The organism is Pseudomonas fluorescens, from assembly GCF_001708445.1.
GTDB classification, from domain to species: Bacteria; Pseudomonadota; Gammaproteobacteria; order Pseudomonadales; family Pseudomonadaceae; genus Aquipseudomonas; species Aquipseudomonas gorinensis.
In genome coordinates this window covers 6,253,328-6,273,346 of record NZ_CP015637.1, presented here as the reverse complement: position 1 = coordinate 6,273,346, position 20,019 = coordinate 6,253,328, and the positions used below count along the sequence as shown (strand labels likewise).

The 20,019-nt window shown below is 61.9% G+C and carries 19 protein-coding genes; 11 read left to right on the top strand and 8 right to left on the bottom strand.

Annotated features, from left to right (window positions below):
• Positions 1 to 17: 17 nt before the first annotated feature.
• The 8 genes from pepP (at position 18) to gcvH (ending at position 8,693) form a co-directional block, all read left to right on the top strand.
• Entirely contained in the window at positions 18 to 1,340 is a 1,323-nt protein-coding gene (pepP, locus tag A7317_RS28090) for a Xaa-Pro aminopeptidase (RefSeq protein ID WP_024078003.1), read from the top strand.
• Complete coding sequence (ubiH, locus tag A7317_RS28085) at positions 1,337 to 2,524, top strand: 2-octaprenyl-6-methoxyphenyl hydroxylase (protein WP_024078002.1); 1,188 nt, start codon at positions 1,337 to 1,339, stop codon at positions 2,522 to 2,524. Before pepP ends, ubiH begins: the two co-directional genes overlap by 4 nt.
• Positions 2,517 to 3,002 (top strand): DUF4442 domain-containing protein, encoded by a 486-nt coding sequence (locus A7317_RS28080; protein ID WP_024078001.1) that lies wholly within the window; start codon positions 2,517 to 2,519, stop codon positions 3,000 to 3,002. The genes ubiH and A7317_RS28080 overlap by 8 nt, the downstream gene beginning before the upstream one ends.
• Positions 3,003 to 3,011: 9 nt before the next feature.
• Positions 3,012 to 4,229, top strand: coding sequence for a 2-octaprenyl-3-methyl-6-methoxy-1,4-benzoquinol hydroxylase (locus A7317_RS28075; RefSeq protein ID WP_172831390.1), 1,218 nt, complete (start codon positions 3,012 to 3,014; stop codon positions 4,227 to 4,229).
• A gap of 105 nt (positions 4,230 to 4,334) precedes the next feature.
• Entirely contained in the window at positions 4,335 to 5,339 is a 1,005-nt protein-coding gene (locus A7317_RS28070) for an extracellular solute-binding protein (RefSeq protein WP_069077245.1), read from the top strand.
• 60 nt (positions 5,340 to 5,399) lie between these two features.
• Positions 5,400 to 7,016 (top strand): ABC transporter permease, encoded by a 1,617-nt coding sequence (locus tag A7317_RS28065; RefSeq protein ID WP_069077244.1) that lies wholly within the window; start codon positions 5,400 to 5,402, stop codon positions 7,014 to 7,016.
• Between the two features lie 156 nt (positions 7,017 to 7,172).
• A complete protein-coding gene (gcvT, locus tag A7317_RS28060) occupies positions 7,173 to 8,255 on the top strand; it encodes a glycine cleavage system aminomethyltransferase GcvT (RefSeq protein ID WP_024077997.1) in 1,083 nt (360 codons plus the stop codon).
• 51 nt (positions 8,256 to 8,306) lie between these two features.
• Positions 8,307 to 8,693 carry a glycine cleavage system protein GcvH gene (gene gcvH, locus A7317_RS28055; protein ID WP_069077243.1) on the top strand — a complete coding sequence of 129 codons (387 nt, stop codon included), beginning with the start codon at positions 8,307 to 8,309 and terminating at the stop codon, positions 8,691 to 8,693.
• A gap of 42 nt (positions 8,694 to 8,735) precedes the next feature.
• Here the strand turns inward: gcvH and A7317_RS28050 are convergent, their stop codons facing one another.
• The 7 genes from A7317_RS28050 to A7317_RS28020 form a co-directional block, all read right to left on the bottom strand.
• Positions 8,736 to 9,875, bottom strand: coding sequence for a DegT/DnrJ/EryC1/StrS family aminotransferase (locus A7317_RS28050; protein WP_069077242.1), 1,140 nt, complete (start codon positions 9,873 to 9,875; stop codon positions 8,736 to 8,738).
• Positions 9,876 to 10,033: 158 nt separating this feature from the next.
• The gene (locus A7317_RS28045; RefSeq protein ID WP_069077241.1) at positions 10,034 to 10,699 is read right to left on the bottom strand and encodes an outer membrane protein; all 666 of its coding nucleotides are present in this window, start codon (positions 10,697 to 10,699) and stop codon (positions 10,034 to 10,036) included.
• Positions 10,700 to 10,889: 190 nt separating this feature from the next.
• On the bottom strand, positions 10,890 to 11,207 hold the full coding sequence (locus A7317_RS28040) for a DUF2388 domain-containing protein (RefSeq protein ID WP_041161049.1): 318 nt from the start codon (positions 11,205 to 11,207) through the stop codon (positions 10,890 to 10,892).
• 69 nt (positions 11,208 to 11,276) lie between these two features.
• Positions 11,277 to 11,723: an NfeD family protein gene (locus A7317_RS28035; protein ID WP_024077992.1), complete on the bottom strand. Its 447-nt coding sequence runs from the start codon at positions 11,721 to 11,723 to the stop codon at positions 11,277 to 11,279.
• A 10-nt stretch (positions 11,724 to 11,733) separates the two neighbouring features.
• Complete coding sequence (locus A7317_RS28030; protein WP_024077991.1) at positions 11,734 to 12,654, bottom strand: SPFH domain-containing protein; 921 nt, start codon at positions 12,652 to 12,654, stop codon at positions 11,734 to 11,736.
• A gap of 77 nt (positions 12,655 to 12,731) precedes the next feature.
• Positions 12,732 to 14,411, bottom strand: a complete 1,680-nt coding sequence (locus A7317_RS28025) for a GspE/PulE family protein (protein ID WP_069077240.1) — start codon at positions 14,409 to 14,411, stop codon at positions 12,732 to 12,734.
• A 76-nt stretch (positions 14,412 to 14,487) separates the two neighbouring features.
• Positions 14,488 to 14,826: a hypothetical protein gene (locus A7317_RS28020; RefSeq protein WP_024077989.1), complete on the bottom strand. Its 339-nt coding sequence runs from the start codon at positions 14,824 to 14,826 to the stop codon at positions 14,488 to 14,490.
• 127 nt (positions 14,827 to 14,953) lie between these two features.
• Between A7317_RS28020 and A7317_RS28015 the strand changes: the two genes are divergently transcribed.
• Positions 14,954 to 15,424 (top strand): Lrp/AsnC family transcriptional regulator, encoded by a 471-nt coding sequence (locus A7317_RS28015; RefSeq protein ID WP_024077988.1) that lies wholly within the window; start codon positions 14,954 to 14,956, stop codon positions 15,422 to 15,424.
• 39 nt (positions 15,425 to 15,463) lie between these two features.
• On the opposite strand, the gene A7317_RS28010 is transcribed toward A7317_RS28015, so the two are convergent.
• A complete protein-coding gene (locus A7317_RS28010) occupies positions 15,464 to 16,831 on the bottom strand; it encodes an inorganic triphosphatase (RefSeq protein ID WP_024077987.1) in 1,368 nt (455 codons plus the stop codon).
• Positions 16,832 to 16,989: 158 nt separating this feature from the next.
• Between A7317_RS28010 and argE the strand changes: the two genes are divergently transcribed.
• Together argE and argA are read left to right on the top strand one after the other, a co-directional pair.
• Positions 16,990 to 18,138: an acetylornithine deacetylase gene (gene argE, locus A7317_RS28005; RefSeq protein ID WP_024077986.1), complete on the top strand. Its 1,149-nt coding sequence runs from the start codon at positions 16,990 to 16,992 to the stop codon at positions 18,136 to 18,138.
• A gap of 133 nt (positions 18,139 to 18,271) precedes the next feature.
• On the top strand, positions 18,272 to 19,573 hold the full coding sequence (gene argA, locus A7317_RS28000) for an amino-acid N-acetyltransferase (RefSeq protein ID WP_024077985.1): 1,302 nt from the start codon (positions 18,272 to 18,274) through the stop codon (positions 19,571 to 19,573).
• The last annotated feature ends 446 nt before the right edge of the window (positions 19,574 to 20,019 follow it).

Here is a 20,019-nt window from a genome sequence, read left to right as displayed (position 1 = left end):
AGGAAGCCCATCTGCCCATGATCCATATCCCCAAAGCGGAATACACCCGGCGCCGCAAGGCGCTCATGGCGCAGATGGAACCCAACAGCATCGCGATCCTGCCGGCCGCCGCCGTGGCGATCCGCAACCGTGATGTCGAGCACGTCTATCGCCAGGACAGCGACTTCCAGTACCTGAGCGGTTTCCCCGAGCCACAGGCGGTGATCGTGCTGATGCCCGGTCGCCAGCACGGCGAGTACGTGCTGTTCTGCCGCGAGCGCAATGCCGAACGCGAACTGTGGGACGGCCTGCGCGCCGGTACCGAGGGCGCGATCCGCGATTTTGGCGCCGACGATGCCTTCCCCATCACCGATATCGACGACATCCTGCCCGGCTTGATCGAAGGTCGCGACCGGGTGTATTCGGCCATGGGCAGCAACGCTGAATTCGATCGGCACCTGATGGAGTGGATCAACGTCATCCGCTCTAAAGCGCACCTCGGTGCCCAGCCCCCGAACGAATTCGTTGCCCTGGATCATTTGCTCCACGACATGCGCCTGTATAAATCGGCGGCGGAAGTGAAGGTGATGCGCGAGGCTGCGCGAATTTCCTGCGCGGCCCATGTGAAGGCGATGCAGGCCAGCCGCGCCGGCTTGCATGAGTTCAGCCTGGAAGCCGAACTGGATTACGAGTTCCGCAAGGGCGGCGCGAAAATGCCGGCCTATGGCTCCATCGTCGCCGCCGGGCGCAACAGCTGCATCCTGCATTACCAGCAGAATGACGCCGTGCTCAAGGACGGCGACCTGGTGCTGATCGATGCCGGTTGCGAGATCGACTGCTACGCCAGCGACATCACCCGCACCTGGCCGGTCAATGGCAAGTTCTCGCCGGAGCAGAAGGCGATCTATGAAATCGTGCTGGCCTCCCAGGAAGCCGCCTTTGCCGAGATAGCGCCGAACAAGCATTGGAACCAGGCCCACGAGGCAACCGTGCAGGTCATCACCGCCGGGCTGGTCAAACTGGGCTTGCTGCAGGGTGATGTGGACGAGTTGATTGCCAGCGAAGCCTACCGGGCTTTCTACATGCACCGAGCCGGCCACTGGCTGGGCATGGATGTGCACGATGTGGGCGAGTACAAAGTGGGCGGTGAATGGCGTGTGCTGGAGGTCGGCATGGCATTGACCGTGGAACCGGGGATCTACATATCGCCGGACAACCAGAATGTGGCAAAGAAATGGCGTGGCATTGGCGTGCGCATCGAGGACGACGTGGTAGTGACCAAGCAAGGCTGTGAAATCCTGACCGTCGGCGTGCCCAAGACCGTCGCCGACATTGAAGCCCTGATGGCGGCTGCCCGATGAGCCGGGTCAACCTGGCGATCATCGGTGGCGGCCTGGTGGGCGCCAGCCTGGCGCTGGCATTGCAAGCGGGGGCAAAGGCCCGAGGCTGGAAGATCGTGCTGATCGAACCCTTTGCACCGGGTGACAGCTACCAGCCTAGCTACGATGCACGCTCCTCGGCGCTGTCGTTTGGCGCTCGGCAGATTTACCAGCGCCTGGGGCTCTGGCAGCACATCTCCCGCCGCGCAGAACCGATCAAGCAGATTCATGTGTCGGACCGCGGGCGTTTCTCCACCGCGCGGTTATCCGCCATGGAGGAGGGCGTTCCTGCCCTTGGCTATGTGGTGGAAAACGCCTGGCTCGGCCAGTGCCTGTGGCAAGGCTTGGATAAAGAGGTGGTCAGTTGGCGCTGCCCGGCGGAAGTCACGCGCATGGAACCGCTGCCGGATGGCTACCGCCTGACCCTCAACGATGAAACCGTACTGGAATGCGACCTCGCGGTGCTCGCGGATGGTGGCCGCTCCGGTTTGCGTGAGCAACTGGGCATCGGCGTGAAAACCCGCCCCTACAACCAGAGCGCGCTGATCGCCAATATCACCCCGAGCGAAGCCCATAACGGCGAAGCCTTCGAGCGCTTTACCGATGAGGGGCCGATGGCCTTGCTGCCGCTGCCGGACAACCGTTGCGCGCTGGTGTGGACCCGCATCGGCATGGACGCCCAGCGCTTGGCCAGCCTGGATGAACGCAGTTTCTTGAGTGAGTTGCAGGGCGTGTTTGGTTACCGCCTAGGCACCCTGAAGCAAGTGGGGGCTCGTCACCTGTACCCGCTGACCCTGGTGGAAGCCGAAGAACAAGTCCGCTCCCACCTGGCGATCCTCGGCAATGCTGCCCACAGTCTGCACCCGATTGCCGGGCAGGGTTTCAACCTGTCCCTGCGTGATGCCAATGCCTTGGCCGAGGCCCTGTTGGCCGGGCCGACGGTGCCGGGCGACCTGGCCACCTTGCAGGCCTATCGCGAGCGTCAGCGGCTGGATCAGAAGCTGACCGTGGGCTTCTCCGACCAGGTCACGCGCCTGTTCGGCAGTGCACAGCCGCTGGTCGCCCTGGGGCGCAACATGGGCTTGCTGGGCCTGGACCTGCTGCCACCGGCCAAACGCTGGTTCGCCCGGCAGGCCATGGGCCTGGGTACGCGTCCCGATGCGTAAGTGGCTGGTCGCTCGCCTGGGTAAAGCGCGTTTATTGCGTTGGGTCATGACCCTTTACCCGCCGTATCTGGGCGCGGGGATCAGCGTGCAGCACATGAGCGCCGATTTTCGCCACGTCAAAGTGCGCATGGGCCTGGGGTGGTACAACCGTAACTACGTGGGTACGCAGTTCGGCGGCAGCCTCTATTCGATGGTCGACCCGTTCTACATGCTGATGCTGATGGAGAACCTGGGCCGCGACTACATTGTGTGGGACAAGGCGGCCAGCATCGACTTCGTCTCGCCGGGCAAAGGCCCGGTGTATGCCGAGTTTTCCATCGACGACGCCTTGCTGGATGAGGTGCGTCGACAGACCGCAGGCGGCGAGAAGTATTTGCCCCGCCTCAAGGTCCAGATTCATGACGGCTCCGGCACCCTGGTGGCGCGAGTCGACAAAACCCTTTACGTGCGGCGCAAGCCGCCAGCGAGACAGGCTTAAAGCATGGACATGCGCGCAGATGTGCTGATTGTCGGGGCCGGAATGGTCGGAAGCGCCCTGGCGCTGGCGTTGCAGGGCAGTGGCCTGCAGGTGCTGCTGCTGGACGGCAGCCCGTTGAGCGTCAAGCCGTTCGAACGTGACGCCGCCTTCGAGCCGCGGGTCAGCGCCTTGTCGGCCGCCAGCCAGCGCATCCTCGAGCGCCTGGGCGTGTGGGACGGCATCGTCGACCGCCGCGCCAGCCCTTACGCAGAGATGCAGGTGTGGGACGGCAGCGGCACCGGGCAGGTCCACTTTTCGGCGGCCAGCGTGCATGCCGAAGTGCTCGGGCATATCGTCGAAAACCGTGTGGTCCAGGATGCCCTGCTTGATCGCCTGCATGACTGTGACCTCGGCCTGCTGGCCAATGCACGCCTGGAGCAAATGCGCCGCTCCGGCGATGACTGGCTGCTGACCCTGGCCGATGGCCGCAAATTGCGCGCGCCGCTGGTGGTGGCCGCCGATGGCGCCAATTCCGCCGTACGCCGCCTGACTGGCACCGCGACCCGCGAGTGGGATTACCTGCATAACGCGATTGTCACCAGCGTGCGCAGCAGCCAGCCGCACCAGCGCACCGCCTGGCAGCGCTTTACCGATACCGGTCCGCTGGCCTTCTTGCCATTGGTGCGCGATGGTCAGGAAGACTGGTGCTCGATCGTCTGGTCGACCACGCCAGCTGAATCCGCACGCCTGATGGCGCTTGAGGATGAAAGCTTTTGCCGTGAGCTGGAACGCGCCTTTGAAGGCCGACTGGGCACGGTGCTCAGCGCTGATCCGCGTGTCTGTGTGCCATTGCGCCAACGCCATGCCAAGCGCTATGTGGCCGAAGGCCTGGCGTTGATCGGCGACGCCGCACACGTCATCCACCCGTTGGCCGGGCAGGGCGTGAACCTGGGCTTCCTCGACGCGGCGGTCCTGGCCGAGGTGCTGTTGTCGGCGACTGAACGTGGCGAACGCCTGGCGGATGTGAAAGTGCTGAGCCGTTACGAGCGTCGGCGCATGCCGCACAACCTGGCGTTGATGGCGGCGATGGAAGGCTTCGAGCGCTTGTTCCAGGCCGATCAACTGCCGTTGCGCTGGTTGCGTAATGCCGGGTTGAAAATGGTTGATAAAATGCCGGAAGCCAAGGCGGTATTCGTGCGTCAGGCCCTTGGCCTGACTGGGGATCTACCAGAGTTGGCACGGCCCTGAAGGCGCCGTGCAACATCTGGTAACGCCTCCGCTGAGTGTTTGATTGAGCTGCCAAATGTGAGTCCCTATCATTTGCTTTCAATTTGCATATGAGAGACCGCACCCATGTTGGCACCCAAGCGCCTCCTGACTGCCCTGGCCCTAACCCTTATCGGCAGCACCACCGTGCAGGCGGCCGACGAAGTCGTGGTCTACTCCTCGCGCATCGACGAACTGATCAAGCCGGTATTCGACGCCTACACCCAAAAGACCGGCGTGCAGGTGAAGTTCATCACCGATAAGGAAGCCCCGTTGATGCAGCGCATCAAGGCCGAGGGCGAAAACGCCACTGCCGACCTGCTGCTCACCGTCGACGCCGGCAACCTCTGGCAGGCTGAGCAAATGGGCATCCTGCAACCGTTCACCTCCCCAGTGATCGACAAGAACATCCCTCTTCAATATCGCTCGTCGGCCCATGCCTGGACCGGCTTGAGCTTGCGCGCGCGGACCATCGCCTACTCCACCGACCGGGTCAAACCCGGCGACCTGACGACTTACGAAGCCCTGGCCGACAAACAATGGGAAGGCCGCCTGTGCCTGCGCACGGCGAAAAAGGTCTACAACCAGTCGCTGACCGCCACCCTGATCGAAACCCATGGCGCGGCCAAGACCGAAGAAATCGTCAAGGGCTGGGTCAACAACCTGTCCACCGACGTGTTCTCCGATGACATCGCCGTGCTCGAAGCGATCAACGCCGGGCAGTGCGACGTGGGTATCGTCAACACGTACTACTTCGGCCGCCTGCATAAGCAGAAGCCGGACCTGGCGGTGAAGTTGTTCTGGCCCAACCAGGGCGACCGTGGCGTGCATGTGAACCTGTCCGGTATCGGCCTGACCAAGCATGCGCCGCACCCGGAAGCCGCCAAGGCCTTGGTGGAATGGATGACCACACCTGAGGCACAGAAGATCTTCGCCGACGTGAACCAGGAATTCCCGGCCAGCCCGGCGGTGCCACCGTCTGCCGAAGTCGCGACCTGGGGCAAGTTCGTGGCCGATACCTTGCCGGTGGAAGTCGCGGGCAAGCGCCAGGCCGAGGCCATTCGCCTGATGGATCGCGCTGGCTGGAACTGAATGGGTAAACGCCGCCCCTTTTGTGTCTGCCTTTAGATACTCTTCCCTGGGAATTTGCTCTTGGTCCACCCCGCCCAACGTCGCTGGTACGCGCCGGTCTTTATCGCCGCCGCGCTGGTGCTGCTGCCGCTGAGCGTGCTGTTGCTGTCCTGGCAAAGCATCGATGGGCAGATCTGGTCCCATCTCTGGGAAACCCAGATGCCGCGCTTGCTGGGCAATACCCTGATCCTGGTGCTGGGCGTCGGTATTGGCGTGACCCTGTTGGGCGTAAGCCTGGCCTGGCTGACCAGCCTCTGCGAGTTTCCCGGGCGGCGCTGGCTGGACTGGGCGCTGATGTTGCCCTTCGCGATTCCTGCGTATGTGCTGGCGTTCGTATTTGTCGGCTTGCTGGACTTCTCCGGCCCGGTGCAGACCCTGCTGCGCGACTGGTTCGGCACGGGCCTACGCTGGCCGCGTGTGCGCTCCACGGGCGGCGTGGTCATTGTTTTGGTGCTGGTGTTCTATCCCTACGTCTACCTGCTGGCGCGCACCGCCTTCCTGGCTCAGGGCAAGGGCCTGATGGAAGCCGCGCGCATGCTTGGGCAATCGCCATGGCAGGCGTTCTGGCGCGTGGCCTTGCCCATGGCGCGACCGGCGATTGGCGCCGGCGTGGCGCTGGCATTGATGGAAACCCTGGCGGATTTTGGTGCGGTCTCGGTGTTCAACTTCGATACCTTCACCACCGCCATCTACAAGACCTGGTACGGCTTTTTCAGCCTCTCCAGCGCGGCCCAACTGGCCAGCCTGTTGCTGTTGGTGGTGATGCTGGTGCTGTACGGCGAACGGCGAGCCCGGGGCGCCAGCCGACCGAGCAATGAACGACCGCGCGGCAAGGCGCTGTACCACCTGCGCGGGTTCAAGGCGGCGGCGGCCAGTGCCTGGTGTGGATTGGTGTTCGGCTGTGCGTTTGTCATTCCGGTGCTGCAACTGGTTGCCTGGTTCTGGCAGCGCGGTCGGTTCGACCTGGATGAACGCTATACCGGCCTGATCGTCCACACGCTGTACCTGGGCGGTACCGCCGCGCTGATCACGGTCAGCGTGGCGTTGATTCTGGCGTTCGCCAATCGCCTGGCGCCGACCAGGGCAATTCGCTCCGGCATCAGCCTGGCGAATGTCGGTTATGCCTTGCCGGGCTCGGTGCTGGCGGTGTCGATGATGTTGGCATTCAGCTACCTGGACCGTGAGTTGGTGGTGCCGCTGTCGGGCTGGCTCGGCGGTGCGGGCAAGCCGTTGCTGCTCGGCAGCCTGTCGGCACTGCTGCTGGCGTACTTGGTGCGCTTCCTCGCGGTGGCCTACGGGCCGCTGGAAAACAGCCTGGCACGAATCCGTCCATCGTTGCCGGAGGCGGCGCGCAGTCTTGGGGTGAGCGGCCCACGACTGTTTTGCAAGGTGTATCTGCCGTTGCTGCTGCCCGGGACCCTGAGCGCTGCGTTGCTGGTGTTCGTCGACGTGCTCAAGGAAATGCCCGCCACCCTGCTGATGCGCCCGTTTGGCTGGGACACCCTGGCGGTGCGGATTTTTGAAATGACCAGCGAAGGGGAGTGGGCGCGGGCTTCCTTGCCGGCGCTGACCCTGGTGTTGGTGGGCTTGCTGCCGGTGATCGGGCTGATCCGTCGCTCTGCCCGACAAATCGGCTAGGTGCCAGTCCTACAGCTTGCGGCTACAATGCGCGGCATTCGGTGCGGTCCGTCTTTCGGGTCGGGTCGCTGTACGTGGCTGCAGGCCTTGTAATTCAAGGTTTGCAGCGCGAACGGCAACCTTACGCACCTTCGCCAAGCCCGGAAGGAGAAACCCATGGGACAGCGTACGCCTCTGTATGACCTGCATCTCGCCCTAGGCGCGAAAATGGTCGATTTTGGCGGTTGGGATATGCCTCTGCACTACGGCTCGCAAGTTGAAGAGCACCATCAGGTGCGGCGCGACTGCGGGGTGTTCGATGTATCTCATATGACCGTGATCGATGTCACAGGCCCCGAGGCCAAGGAATGGCTCCAGCACCTGCTGGCCAATGATGTCGATCGTCTGCAGGGCTGCGGCCGTGCGTTGTACAGCGCCATGCTCAACGAGCAGGGTGGGGTGGTGGACGACATGATCGTCTACCGCACCGAAACCGGTTATCGGCTGGTGGTCAATGCCGCTACCCGCGATCAGGATATGGCCTGGATGCAGGCTCAGTTGGGCACCTACCAGGCGCAATTGCTCGAGCGGCCCGAATTGGCCATGCTCGCGATTCAAGGCCCCCATGCCCGGCAGAAGATTGCCGAGCTGGTTACCCAGTCCCGCGGCACCCTGATTCATCAGCTCAAGCCCTTCGAAGGCCAGGCCGACGGTGATTGGTTTATCGCCCGTACCGGCTACACCGGCGAAGACGGCCTGGAGATTGTCCTGCCTGCCGACCAGGCGCCGGGTTTTTTCAACGACCTGGTGGGCGCCGGTATTTCTCCTATCGGCCTGGGCGCCCGCGATACCTTGCGCCTGGAAGCGGGCATGAACCTGTATGGGCAGGATATCCACCAAGACGTTTCGCCCCTGGCGGCCAACATGGCCTGGAGCATTGCGTGGGAGCCGGCCGAGCGCCGTTTCATCGGCCGCGCCGCGCTGGAAGCCGAACTGGGGGCCGGTGTGCAGACCAAATTGGTCGGCTTGGTGCTGGAAGAGCGTGGGGTTTTACGCGCTCACCAAGTGGTTCGTATCGCCAATGTTGGCGAAGGAGAGATCACCAGTGGTAGTTTCTCTCCTACGCTGAGCAAATCCATTGCCCTGGCGCGCGTACCGATGGCGACTGCCGATCGGGCCGAAGTGGAAATCCGCGGCAAGTGGTACCCGGTTCGAGTGGTCAAACCGACCTTCGTGCGCCATGGCAAAACCTTGATCTAACTTTTCCGGCAGGCCAAAGGCTGCTGACATTTCTTCTTGAGGACACAGACTATGAGCAATATCCCTGCCGACCTGCGTTTTGCCGAAAGTCACGAATGGGCGCGTCTGGAAGCTGACGGTACTGTGACCGTCGGGATCTCCGACCATGCCCAGGAAGCGTTGGGTGATGTGGTGTTTGTTGAGTTGGCCGAGGTTGGCAAAGTGTTTGCGGCGGGTGAAACGGCGGGTGTCGTGGAGTCGGTTAAAGCGGCGTCTGATATCTACTCGCCAGTTGCCGGCGAAGTGATTGCGGTTAACGAAGAGCTGGGCGGCAGCCCTGAGTTGCTGAACTCCGACCCTTACGGTGCCTGGATCTTCAAGCTCAAGCCAAGCAGCGTTGACGCCGACCTGGCCAAACTGTTCGATGCTGCTGCCTACAAGGCCGCCATCGGCGAGTGATTCCGCTGCAGGAGCCGGTCACCCGGCTCCTGCAACAGGCATTCAGCGTTTCAACACAGCCTTCACTGCCGCCACCGACCGCTCCACATCCGCCTCTGTCATCGCCGTGAACATCGGCAACGACACGATCAAACGTCCAACACGCTCCGCCACCGGGAACATGCCTTCCTTGAAGCCCTGTGCACGATACAGGCTCAACAGGTGGATCGGCGGGTAGTGATAGCCAATGCCGACGCCAAGGGCTTGCATCTGCTCCATGAAGGTGGCGCGGGCGGGCAGGCCGTCCTGACGTTCCGGCAGCACCAGTTGGAACAGGTGCCAGTTGCTGTTTTCAAAGTCCGGCGGCGGCAGTTGCGCGCCGTACTTCTCTTCAAAGTCACTGCCGAAGCACTTGAAGTAGTGCTGTGCCAGGTGCCGGCGATGGGCGGTGATCTTCTCGATATGGGCAAATTGCCCCAGGCCGATGGCAGCAGCGATATCAGTCATGTTGAACTTGCCGCCCAACACGTCCACGTCCAGGCCGTCGAAGCCGGTTCGGGTCACCCCCTGCAAGCGATACTTTTCCGCCAGGCGGGCTTCCTCGGCGTTGTTCAACACCAGGCAACCCCCCTCGGAGGAGGTGATGTTCTTGTTGGCCTGGAAGCTGAAGGACACAAAGTCACCCGTGGCCCCAATGCGCTCGCCATCCCAGCTGGAACCCAGGGCCTGGGCAGCGTCTTCGACGATGCGCAGGTTGTATTTGTTGGCCAGCGCGTAAAGCAGCGGCATGTCCACGGGCAAGCCCGCCAGGTACACAGGGATGATCGCTTTGGTACGCGGGGTGATGGCCGCTTCCACCTGGGCCAGGTCGATATTGCGGGTCACCGGGTCAATGTCGGCAAACACCGGTGTGGCGCCCACTTCGAGAATCACGTTGGCCGTGGCGACCCAGGAGATCGGTGTGGTGATGACTTCATCGCCAGGCCCGATACCGGCGATGCGCAAGGCGATCTCCATGGTGCAGGTGCCTGAGTTGAAGGTGCGCACGGGGCGGCCGCCAAAGTATTCCGACAGCTGTGCCTCGAATGCCTGCACTTTCGGCCCGCTGGTGATCCAGCCCGAGCGCAGTACATCGCCGACCGCCGAGATGGTGGCTTCATCGATGGTGGGTTTGGAGAACGGCAGAAAGGGCTGTTGGCTCATGACGACGAAGGCATCCGTTTCAGATAGACGATGAGAGAAAGATTGATCAGTACCGGCATGGTTGCACGGCTCGACTGAATATAGCCTGTCGCCTGTGAATGAATCGTCAGCCGTTGCAAAAAGATGCCGCCCGGTGGGCAGCATCTCGACAATAAGGGTCAGAAGGCCATTCGAGTTTCAAGAAACAGATTCTGCTCCTTGAGCTTGCCCTTGAGCTGTTCATCCCGTGCGTTTATGCGGTTGGCGAAGGTGTTGTAGCCGGTTTCAACATTGCCCATGCCCACATAGCGATAGCCCACACCCAGGGTTGTTTCGTCACTGACCTTGGCGTCCAGTCCCAGGCCAACGCTATAGGCGAGATTGTACTGGCGGTGACTGGCGAAGCGCCGGGTGTCGTTGGCCTGGGTACCGTTGGCGTCAATCCGCGCTGCGCCCACGCCGGCCATGCCGTAAAACGACAGCCAGGGGGTGATCGGAATGTCTTTGTAGCCATTGAGCATTAAACGCTGGCTTCGTGTGTGCAGGCTGTTGACGTTGGCGTTGAAAGGCGCCCAATAGGACTTGAACGTCGAGTTGCCAGGCAGGGTGTATTCGCCCTCCAGGCGCCAGCCTTCCCTGAGCGCGTAACCGGCCGCGAAGGAGCCGGTGAACGTTTTGGCGTTGTTGGGGCCGTCTACCCGCGCGGTGACACGGGGGCTGGTCAGCAGAGCATTGGCAAGGTCCTGGCGGGCGCTGTTGAGTTTTGCCGAACCATACCAGCCTTCCGCCTGGGTGGCAGGGCTGGCGGTCGCGGCGAGTAACAGGGCGAAGGACAGCTTTTGCATGGTCGTCGATTCACTTTGATGTAAAAGGGGATCGATAGCTTGTTGCGGAGGGGGATCTAGCGTGAACAGGACTTCTCTGGCATTCATGGGCGAAGCCGGCGCCATTGGCTAATGAATTACCAGCTCTGGCTGTAGGATATCGGCGCAAAAAAAATGCCGCTTCAAAAGCGGCATTTTTCATGGGGCCGTATTACTCGGAAGCGATGGCGTTTTTCGCCAGGATGGCATTGGCCAGTTCCATGTCCGTGGCTTTCAGGCCAGGGTTATCGGCACGGACCTTCTGCATCGCAGCCTCCAGGTACGGGCCACGGATGCCGCCGTCGCTGGCAACGAAGCTGCCGGCGTCGTCCTGGGCGGCAACCACCAACTTATGGTCCTTGAATGTCAGGTAAGTCGAGCCGGTAGTAGCGCCCGAGGAGATGACATTGCGCCAGAAACTGTCGGCCATGGCTGAGCCGACGGGGAGGGAAAGCACAGCGAGGGTTGCGACAGCATATTTGAGACGCATGATGGGTGACTCCGGGTGGGTTATCTGTACATTATGATTGTGGTTAGCCCAGCCGAGTTCCATCACTGACTAAACAGTTTCAACTTTCAGAATCGCGCCATCCTGGCCAACGACCCGTACTTGAGCGCCTACAGGCATATCCGGGCCGGTCACGATCCATACGCCATCACCGACTTTTATCTTGCCGCGCCCATCGACAATTGCCTGATGCACTATGAAGGTGCGGCCGATCAGCTCGGAGCCGCGCATGTTCAGCCCCGGCTGGTCGCTGGCCTTGGCGCTGCTGCGTTGGCGTTTCCACCAATACACCGCCGTCAGGATCGACAGGAGGGCGAACAGCAGCAGTTGCCATTCCAGCCCGAGCGGCGGTACCAGGAACTTGATCACGCCCACGGCGGCGGCGGCGATCCCCATCCACAGCAGATAACCCCCGGCGCCGAACACCTCAAGAATCAACAACACGGTGCCCAGCGCCAGCCAATCCCAGAACGATAGATGCTGCAGGAAATCCCACATGTCGATCGCCTCAGCCTTTCTTGTTATCGAACGTGGCCTTGACGATCTCGCCGATACCACCGACTGCACCGATCACCTGGCTGGCTTCCAGCGGCATCAGGATCACTTTGCTGTTATTGGCCGAAGCCAGCTTGCCCAGGGCATCGATGTATTTTTGCGCGACGAAGTAGTTGATGGCCTGCACGTTACCGGTGGCGATCGCTTCGGAAACGACCTGGGTCGCACGAGCCTCTGCTTCAGCCTGACGCTCACGGGCTTCGGATTCCAGGAACGCAGCCTGGCGGCCACCTTCGGCTTCAAGGATCTGTGCCTGCTTCTTGCCTTCGGCGGTCAGGATCGCCGACGCCCGCAGGCCCTCGGCCTCCAGAATCTGTGCACGCTTGATCCGCTCGGCTTTCATCTGGCCGGACATGGCGGCCATCAGGTCCGCAGGTGGGCTGATGTCCTTGATCTCGATCCGGGTGATCTTGATGCCCCACGGCGCGGTGGCTTCGTCGACCGTGCGCAGCAGTTTTTCGTTGATGCCGTCACGTTGGCTGAGCATGGCGTCCAGCTCCATGGAGCCGAGGACGGTACGGATATTGGTTTGCAGCAGGTTGCGGATGGCATGCTCGAGGTTGTTCACCTCGTAGGCCGCCTGGGCGGTGTTGACCACCTGGAAGAAGCACACGGCGTCGATCTGCACGGTGGCGTTGTCGGCGGTGATCACTTCCTGGGGAGGGATATCCAGCACGCTTTCCATCACGTTGATCTTGCGACCGATACGGTCCATGACCGGGATGATGATGTTGAGGCCCGGCTTGAGCGTGTTGGTGTAGCGCCCGAAACGCTCCACGGTCCACTGGTAGCCTTGTGGCACGACCTTGAAACCCATGAAGAGAATGGCGACAGCCAAACCCACGAAAAGAAGCAGTACGGTTCCGATCTGCATAGCGATTCCCTATCTGTTGGTGTCAGTGAAACGACGTTCGGCCGATTGTAGCGGTGTTGTCACGGATAAGAACGATTTCACGGTTCGACAAGCAAAGGATTTGTATCTGAATCCCCGGGCGTTACTCGTAATACTTCAGCCAGTGTGGTCAGCCCGGCGTTGACCTTGCGCAGGCCGGCGATACGCAGGCTGCACATGCCTTGTTTGAGCGCGGCCCGGCGCAAGGCCTGCACATCGGCGCCGGGGGTGATCAACGCTTTGAGCGTTTCGTCCATGACCATGATTTCGTACACGCCGGCCCTGCCTCGGTAACCGCTGTCTCGGCACTGCGCGCAGCCCACAGCTTCGTAGCGCTCACCCGCGACACGCTTGCAGTGCGGGCACAACAGCCGCACCAGGCGCTGCGCCATCACTCCAATCAGCGTAGCTTTGATCAAATAATGAGCAATTCCTAGTTCCTGTAAACGGCTGATAGCGCTGGGTGCATCGTTGGTGTGCAGCGTCGACAGTACCAGGTGCCCCGTCAATGCAGCTTGAATCGCCATTTCGGCGGTTTCCCTGTCGCGAATCTCGCCGATCATGATGATGTCCGGGTCCTGGCGCAGCAGGGCACGGATACCGCTGGCGAAGGTCAGGTCGATATTGGACTGCACCTGCATCTGGTTGAACGCCGGCTCGACCATCTCGATGGGGTCTTCCACCGTGCACAGGTTGACCTCGCGGGTCGCCAGTTGCTTGAGCGTGGTGTAAAGGGTGCTGGTCTTGCCCGAGCCGGTAGGGCCGGTGACCAGGATGATGCCACTGGTCTGGCGAACCATGGTGTGCCAGCGCCGCTGGTCTTCGGTGGGCAAGCCCAACTGATCGAAGTCCTTGAGTAGCACCTGGGGGTCGAAAATCCGCATCACCAGTTTCTCGCCGAACGCCGTGGGCAAGGTCGACAGGCGCAACTCCACTTCGGCGCCCGCCGGGCTTTTGGTCTTGACCCGGCCGTCCTGGGGTTTGCGTTTCTCCGCCACGTTCATCCGTCCGAGGCTTTTCAGGCGGCTGACCACGGCCACCGTTACCTGGGACGGAAATTGATAGACATCATGCAGCAACCCATCGATGCGAAAGCGCACCCGGCCCTGGTCCCGGCACGGTTCGACATGGATATCACTGGCGCGTTGGCCGAACGCGTACTGCAGCAGCCAGTCGACAATGTTGACGATGTGCGCGTCGTTGGCGTCCGGCTCCTGGTCGCCGATGCCGAGGTTGAGCAGGTCGAAATGGCCCGGCGCTGCCATCTTGAGATCCGCGCCGCTGACCGACTTGGCCAGCCGGTAGAACTGCGCGATACAACGCTGGATATCCTGGGGATTGGCGACCACCCGCTTGATCGAGCGCTTGAGCACCTGCGCCAGCCCGGCTTCCCAGGCGGTGACATGGGGTTGGGCGCTGGCGATGGTGACGCTCTGCGCGTCCACGGCCACCGCCAGGATGGCGTGGCGTTGGGCAAAGGCGTGGGACATCAGCGGCACCACGGTTGCCACGTCGATTTTCAGGGGGTCGATACGCAGGTAGGCTTGCCCGGTGTGTCGGGCAAGCCATTGGGTCAGGGTTTCCAGGCAAGGGCCCAGGGCCGCGATGTGTTCCAGTGGGTGCTGGGTGTCGCTGGCCGGCAGCGTCGCCAGGCGCTGTGCCATGTCGGGCGTGATCAGCCCTTCTTCGAGCAGGGCCGGCAACAACGGGTGCAATTCCAATCGATGATCAACGGGCATGAGGCGTTTCCTGGGAGGCGTGATCCCAGGCTAGTCAGCCGCCAGCGTTCCTCCTCCCGATGTGTATTGCAGGTTTTTACTGGGCTCCCGCCGCCAGCGCCTGGGGCCGCACGGCATCGGCAGGCCAAACCTCGAGCGTGCACACGCTGATCAGGTTTCGAATCTTTTCACCAATCACCTGGGCACGGTGCCAGCTCAGGCCATCCATCACGATATCGAGGGTCAGCAGGTCTTCCTGCCGGTTCACATTGACCTGGCGCGGAGTCAGGAACTGCAACGCGAAATAGTTGAGTACCCGGCACAGCACATCCGGCTCAGCCTCGGCGACGATCTGATAATGCGCCTGGCAGTGAGCACTATCGACGGCCCAGGCATCGACGCGGCAAACGGAATGGGTGGTTTCAACGGCGTGCATGTTGGCTCTCCAGTTTCGACTGGAGAAATTTTTACATTCGCCAACGGAGATTTCTTATCTAAAATGGGCAATATTCACGCGTACTCGAATAATTCTATTCAATGTAAGCCACTAAGCAGGTTGTTTTATGCGTAGCGAGTTGGACGTCTATGATCGCCGCATCCTGGCCTTGCTGCAGGAGGATGCTTCGCTCTCCAGCGCGCAGATCGCCGAACAGGTCGGGCTGTCCCAGTCACCTTGCTGGCGGCGCATCCAGCGGCTCAAGGAGGAAGGGGTGATCCGCGGCCAGGTCACCCTGTTGGATCGCAAGAAAATCGGCCTCAATACGCAGATTTTTGCCGAGGTCAAACTCAACGCCCACGGGCGATCCAACTTCACTGAGTTTACCGAGGCGATCCGCGGCTTTCCGGAAGTGCTGGAGTGTTATGTGCTGATGGGGGCGGTGGATTTTCTGCTGCGTATCGTCACCTCGGATATCGAGGCGTACGAGCGGTTTTTCTTTGAGAAGTTGTCGATGGTGCCGGGGATTCAGGAGGTCAACTCGATTGTGGCACTGTCCGAGATCAAGTCGACCACCAGCCTGCCAGTATTGCGTTGACTGTACCGGCCTTATCGGGGGCTTGCCCCCGATGGCGATTTACAGACGCAGCAGGGTTTTCCAGGCACGGTTCTGATACACCGCGATGGCCTGATGCATGCGCGCATCCAGCGATTCATCGGTGATCGGCTGGTTGGCCAGTTGTGCCAGTTTGTTCAGCTCGCCGTACAAACGGTCCAGCTCCGGGATGTCCACCACCTGGCGTGCATGGTGCAGCCAGGCCTGGATGCGTTCGATGCGCGGCAGTTGCTCGGCGAGGTCTTCCGGTTGCTGCTGGTAGCGCGGCAGTTGCAGGGCGACGGCATCTTCGGCCAGCAGGCGCGGCAGCCAGTTGGTGATTTGCGCAGCACCCTGACGGTTGCCGCGTACGTTGCGGTCGGCGGTCCAGGTGCGGTTCAGCAACCAGCGGGAGGTGTTCAGCGAGAACAGGCCCCAGCGTACGTCAGTCAATTCTTCAGCGAACTGTTCCGGCGCGGCTTTGCGAATGTCTTCGTCGTCATCACCGGCCTGGACCAGCGGGCGCCAGTCTTCCAGCAGGGCGTCGAGGGCGCTGCGCAGTTCGCTGGTGGATTGGCGCGGGGCGGCCTGGCCGAGGCTGCCAAGCAGGGCACGCAGTTCGCCGAGGTTGTCGACCCAGTCTTGCAACAGGCGCCAGTGGCCATTGAAGCGGTATTGCTCGGCCAGGCGCTGGCTGCTGCCCAGCAGGTGCCACATGATCGCGGCGAAGGCGTCGTCCAGCGGCATTTCAGCCTGCAATTGGGGCGCCGGTAGGCTCAGTGAGTAGCTGCTGGCGTCGTACAGGCGGTAGCCGCGCTCAGCCTTGCTGATGTCACACGGCATCAGGGCCAGGGTCTCAGCCAGTTCAGCGGCCAGCTCCAGCAGGGCGGACGGTTCGCCTTCACGCAGTTCCAGTTCCAGCTCGCAGATTTCTTCTTTCTGCTTGCCAGCCACCACATGGCCCAGGTCCAGGGCGGCTTCGATCACCACCTTGGCTTTGCCGCGGCCCCAAGCGATTTCGGCGCGTTCGCGCACGAAGTCGGTGGTGAAGATTGGCTTGAGGGTTTTCTTGTCCAGCTCGGCCAGTTGCTCGGGCCAGCATTCGCCGTCGAGTTTCTTGACGTCGAGCTTGGCTTTGGGCAATTCCCAGTTGTATTCGTTACGTTCCGACAAGCCAGCGACGCTTTGGCCACGGGTCTTGAGGGTCTGGATAATGTCGTCACCGTCCTTGCGCAGGCGCAGGGCAACCTTGGCCTGGGCCAGGTCGCGCTCGGGGGTGTCGAAATACTGGTTCATCAACTCACGGCGTTCCCAGCCACTTTTGTTGCGTTTTTTCAGTAGCGGGTGCTCACGCAGCGCGGCGAGTGTTTCGCGGCTGACGCGGAGCTTGATTTCGGTTTCTTTCTGCATGGCCGGAAAATCCAGGATCGGGAGCGCAGCCGGGGAAAAGAGTGGCTGCCAAGGTCGTGCAGTGTACAGGACTGAGCCCGGCAGCGCGCCGCAACGGTTTATTGTGTCGTGCAGATGCCTCTATAGTGAGGTTCATCCGGGAAGTAGGGAGACCGCGCATGCCGTTGCCGTCCATGAAAGAGCAATTCGCCGCCTTGATTGCCGCGCCGTCGGTCAGTTGTACCCAGGCGTCTCTCGACCAGAGCAATCGCCCGGTGATCGACCTGCTCGCCAGTTGGCTGGGCGACCTGGGATTCGCCATCGACATCCAGCCCGTCAGCCCCGGCAAGTTCAACCTGTTGGCCAGTTTCGGCAGCGGCCCGGGTGGCTTGGTGCTGGCAGGTCATAGTGACACCGTTCCTTATGACCCGGCGCTGTGGAAGACCGACCCCCTCAAGCTGACGGAAGTCGATGGCCGCTGGGTCGGATTGGGCAGTTGTGACATGAAGGGTTTCTTCGCGCTGGCCATCGAAGCGGTGTTGCCGCTGCTGGAGCAGCCGTTCAAGCAGCCGCTGCTGATCCTCGCCACCTGCGATGAAGAGAGCTCCATGTCTGGCGCCCGTGCCTTGGCGGCCGCCGGGCGCCCGCTGGGGCGTGCGGCGGTGATTGGCGAGCCGACCGGCCTCAAGCCGATCCGCCTGCACAAAGGCGTGATGATGGAGCGCATCGATATTCTCGGCCAAAGCGGCCATTCGTCAGACCCGAGCCTGGGCCACAGCGCCCTTGAGGCCATGCACGATGCCATCGGCGAATTGCGCGGCCTGCGCCTGGCCTGGCAGCGCGAGTACCGCAACCCGCAATTCAGTGTGCCGCAGCCGACCCTGAATTTCGGCTGCATCCATGGCGGCGACAATCCCAACCGCATCTGTGGCCAGTGTTCCCTGGAATTCGACCTGCGGCCCCTGCCGGGCATGGACCCCCAGGCGTTGCGCGCCGCCATCCGGCAGAGACTCGAACCGCTCGCCGAGCGCCATCAAGTCAAGATCGACTACGCGCCGTTGTTCCCCGAAGTGCCGCCGTTCGAACAGGCCGAAGACGCCGAGCTGGTGCGGGTGGCGGAACGATTGACCGGTCATCGTGCCGAAGCAGTAGCGTTTGGCACCGAAGCGCCTTATCTTCAGCGCCTTGGTTGTGAAACCCTGGTATTGGGCCCCGGCGATATCGCTTGCGCCCACCAGCCAGGCGAGTACCTCGAAATGTCACGCTTGACGCCTACAGTGCGTCTATTGCGTGAGCTGATCGAGCATTACTGCCTCAAACCTGCATAAATTAACCCCCGTCCATTCGTACATAAGGAGAGCGAGCGTGTCGCCAAGCCTGTTCCGACGATAACCATCAGCCCGCTGTGCGTTTTCACGACTCATCCTTTTTCGGCTGCTTTTTATTACAGGCCCAGGTTCCATGCCCGAATACGTCAATTGGCTTCGTCACGCTTCGCCCTACATCAACGCCCACCGCGACTGCACCTTTGTGGTCATGCTGCCCGGCGACGGTGTGGAACACCCGAATTTCGGCAATATCGTCCACGACCTGGTGCTGCTTCACAGCCTGGGCGTGCGCCTGGTGCTGGTGCACGGTTCGCGCCCGCAGATCGAGGCACGCCTTGAAGCACGCGGCCTGACCCCGGCTTACCACGATGGTTTGCGCATCACCGATGCCGCAACACTGGAATGCGTGATCGATGCGGTCGGCCACCTGCGTATCGCTATCGAGGCGCGGCTGTCCATGGACATGGCCTCGTCGCCGATGCAGGGTTCGCGCCTGCGGGTGGCCAGCGGCAACCTGGTCACCGCGCGGCCGATCGGCGTGCTCGAAGGCGTGGACTACCACCACACCGGCGAAGTGCGCCGGGTCGACCGCAAGGGCATCAATCGCCTGCTGGACGAGCGCTCCATCGTGCTGTTGTCGCCCCTGGGGTATTCGCCCACCGGCGAGATCTTCAACCTGGCCTGCGAAGACGTCGCCACCCGCGCCGCCATCGACCTGGGCGCCGACAAGCTGCTGCTGTTTGGCGCCGACCTGGGCCTGATCGATGAAAACGGTCGCCTGGTCCGTGAACTGCGCCCGCAACAAGTGCCGGCGCACCTGCAACGCCTGGGCAGCAGCAACTACCAGGCCGAATTGCTCGATGCAGCGGCCCAGGCCTGCCGTGGCGGGGTAGGGCGCAGCCATATCGTCAGCTACGCCGAAGACGGCGCATTGCTCACCGAACTGTTTACCCGGGACGGCGGCGGTACGCTGGTGGCCCAGGAGCAATTCGAACTGGTGCGCGAAGCGGCGATTGAAGACGTCGGCGGCTTGCTTGACTTGATCAGCCCGCTGGAAGAGCAGGGCATCCTGGTGCGCCGCTCGCGGGAGGTGCTGGAGCGTGAGATCGAGCAATTCAGCGTGGTGGAGCGCGAAGGCATGATCATCGCCTGTGCGGCGCTGTATCAGATTGCGGAGTCGGACGCGGGGGAGCTGGCGTGCCTGGCGGTCAACCCGGAGTACCGCCATGGCGGCCGTGGTGATGAGCTGCTGGAGCGCATCGAGACGCGTGCCCGGGCGCAGGGCTTGAAGACGTTGTTCGTCCTCACCACGCGCACGGCCCATTGGTTCCGTGAGCGCGGTTTCGTACCGAGCAGTGTGGACCGCCTGCCGTCGGCACGGGCGTCACTGTACAACTATCAGCGTAACTCGAAGATTTTCGAAAAGGCCCTGTAGGCCCGACTCGATAGATGAATGAAATTGCAATGTGGGGCGGGCTTGCTCCCGATGCGGTGGATCAGTCACTGAGTGTCGATCTGAACTACCGAAATCGGGAGCAAGCCCCCTCCCACAGTTGATCTGCCCAGGGGCTGATAAATACGTCGGTCACACTGCTTCGATCCCTTCCCCATACCTTCAAAACCCTTGCCGTGTCCCCTTTAAGCGGGGCGTCGGCTTGTCGCGCCTGTGCATTCTGGAATGTAAGGCCGGCCAACGGTTCGGGGATACCGGCGGTGTTTAAACCTGTCAGTTTGGCGATTTTCTGTGCCGGTTAAAATCCATCATCCGGCCGTCTTTCTGGGCCACCTGGTCGGCGGATTTCAGGTTCACGCCGTTGATTTGTCTGGTGCCCAGCCCCCAAAGGCGCCAGTGCAACAGGCAGGCCGTAATGAGACAAGGAG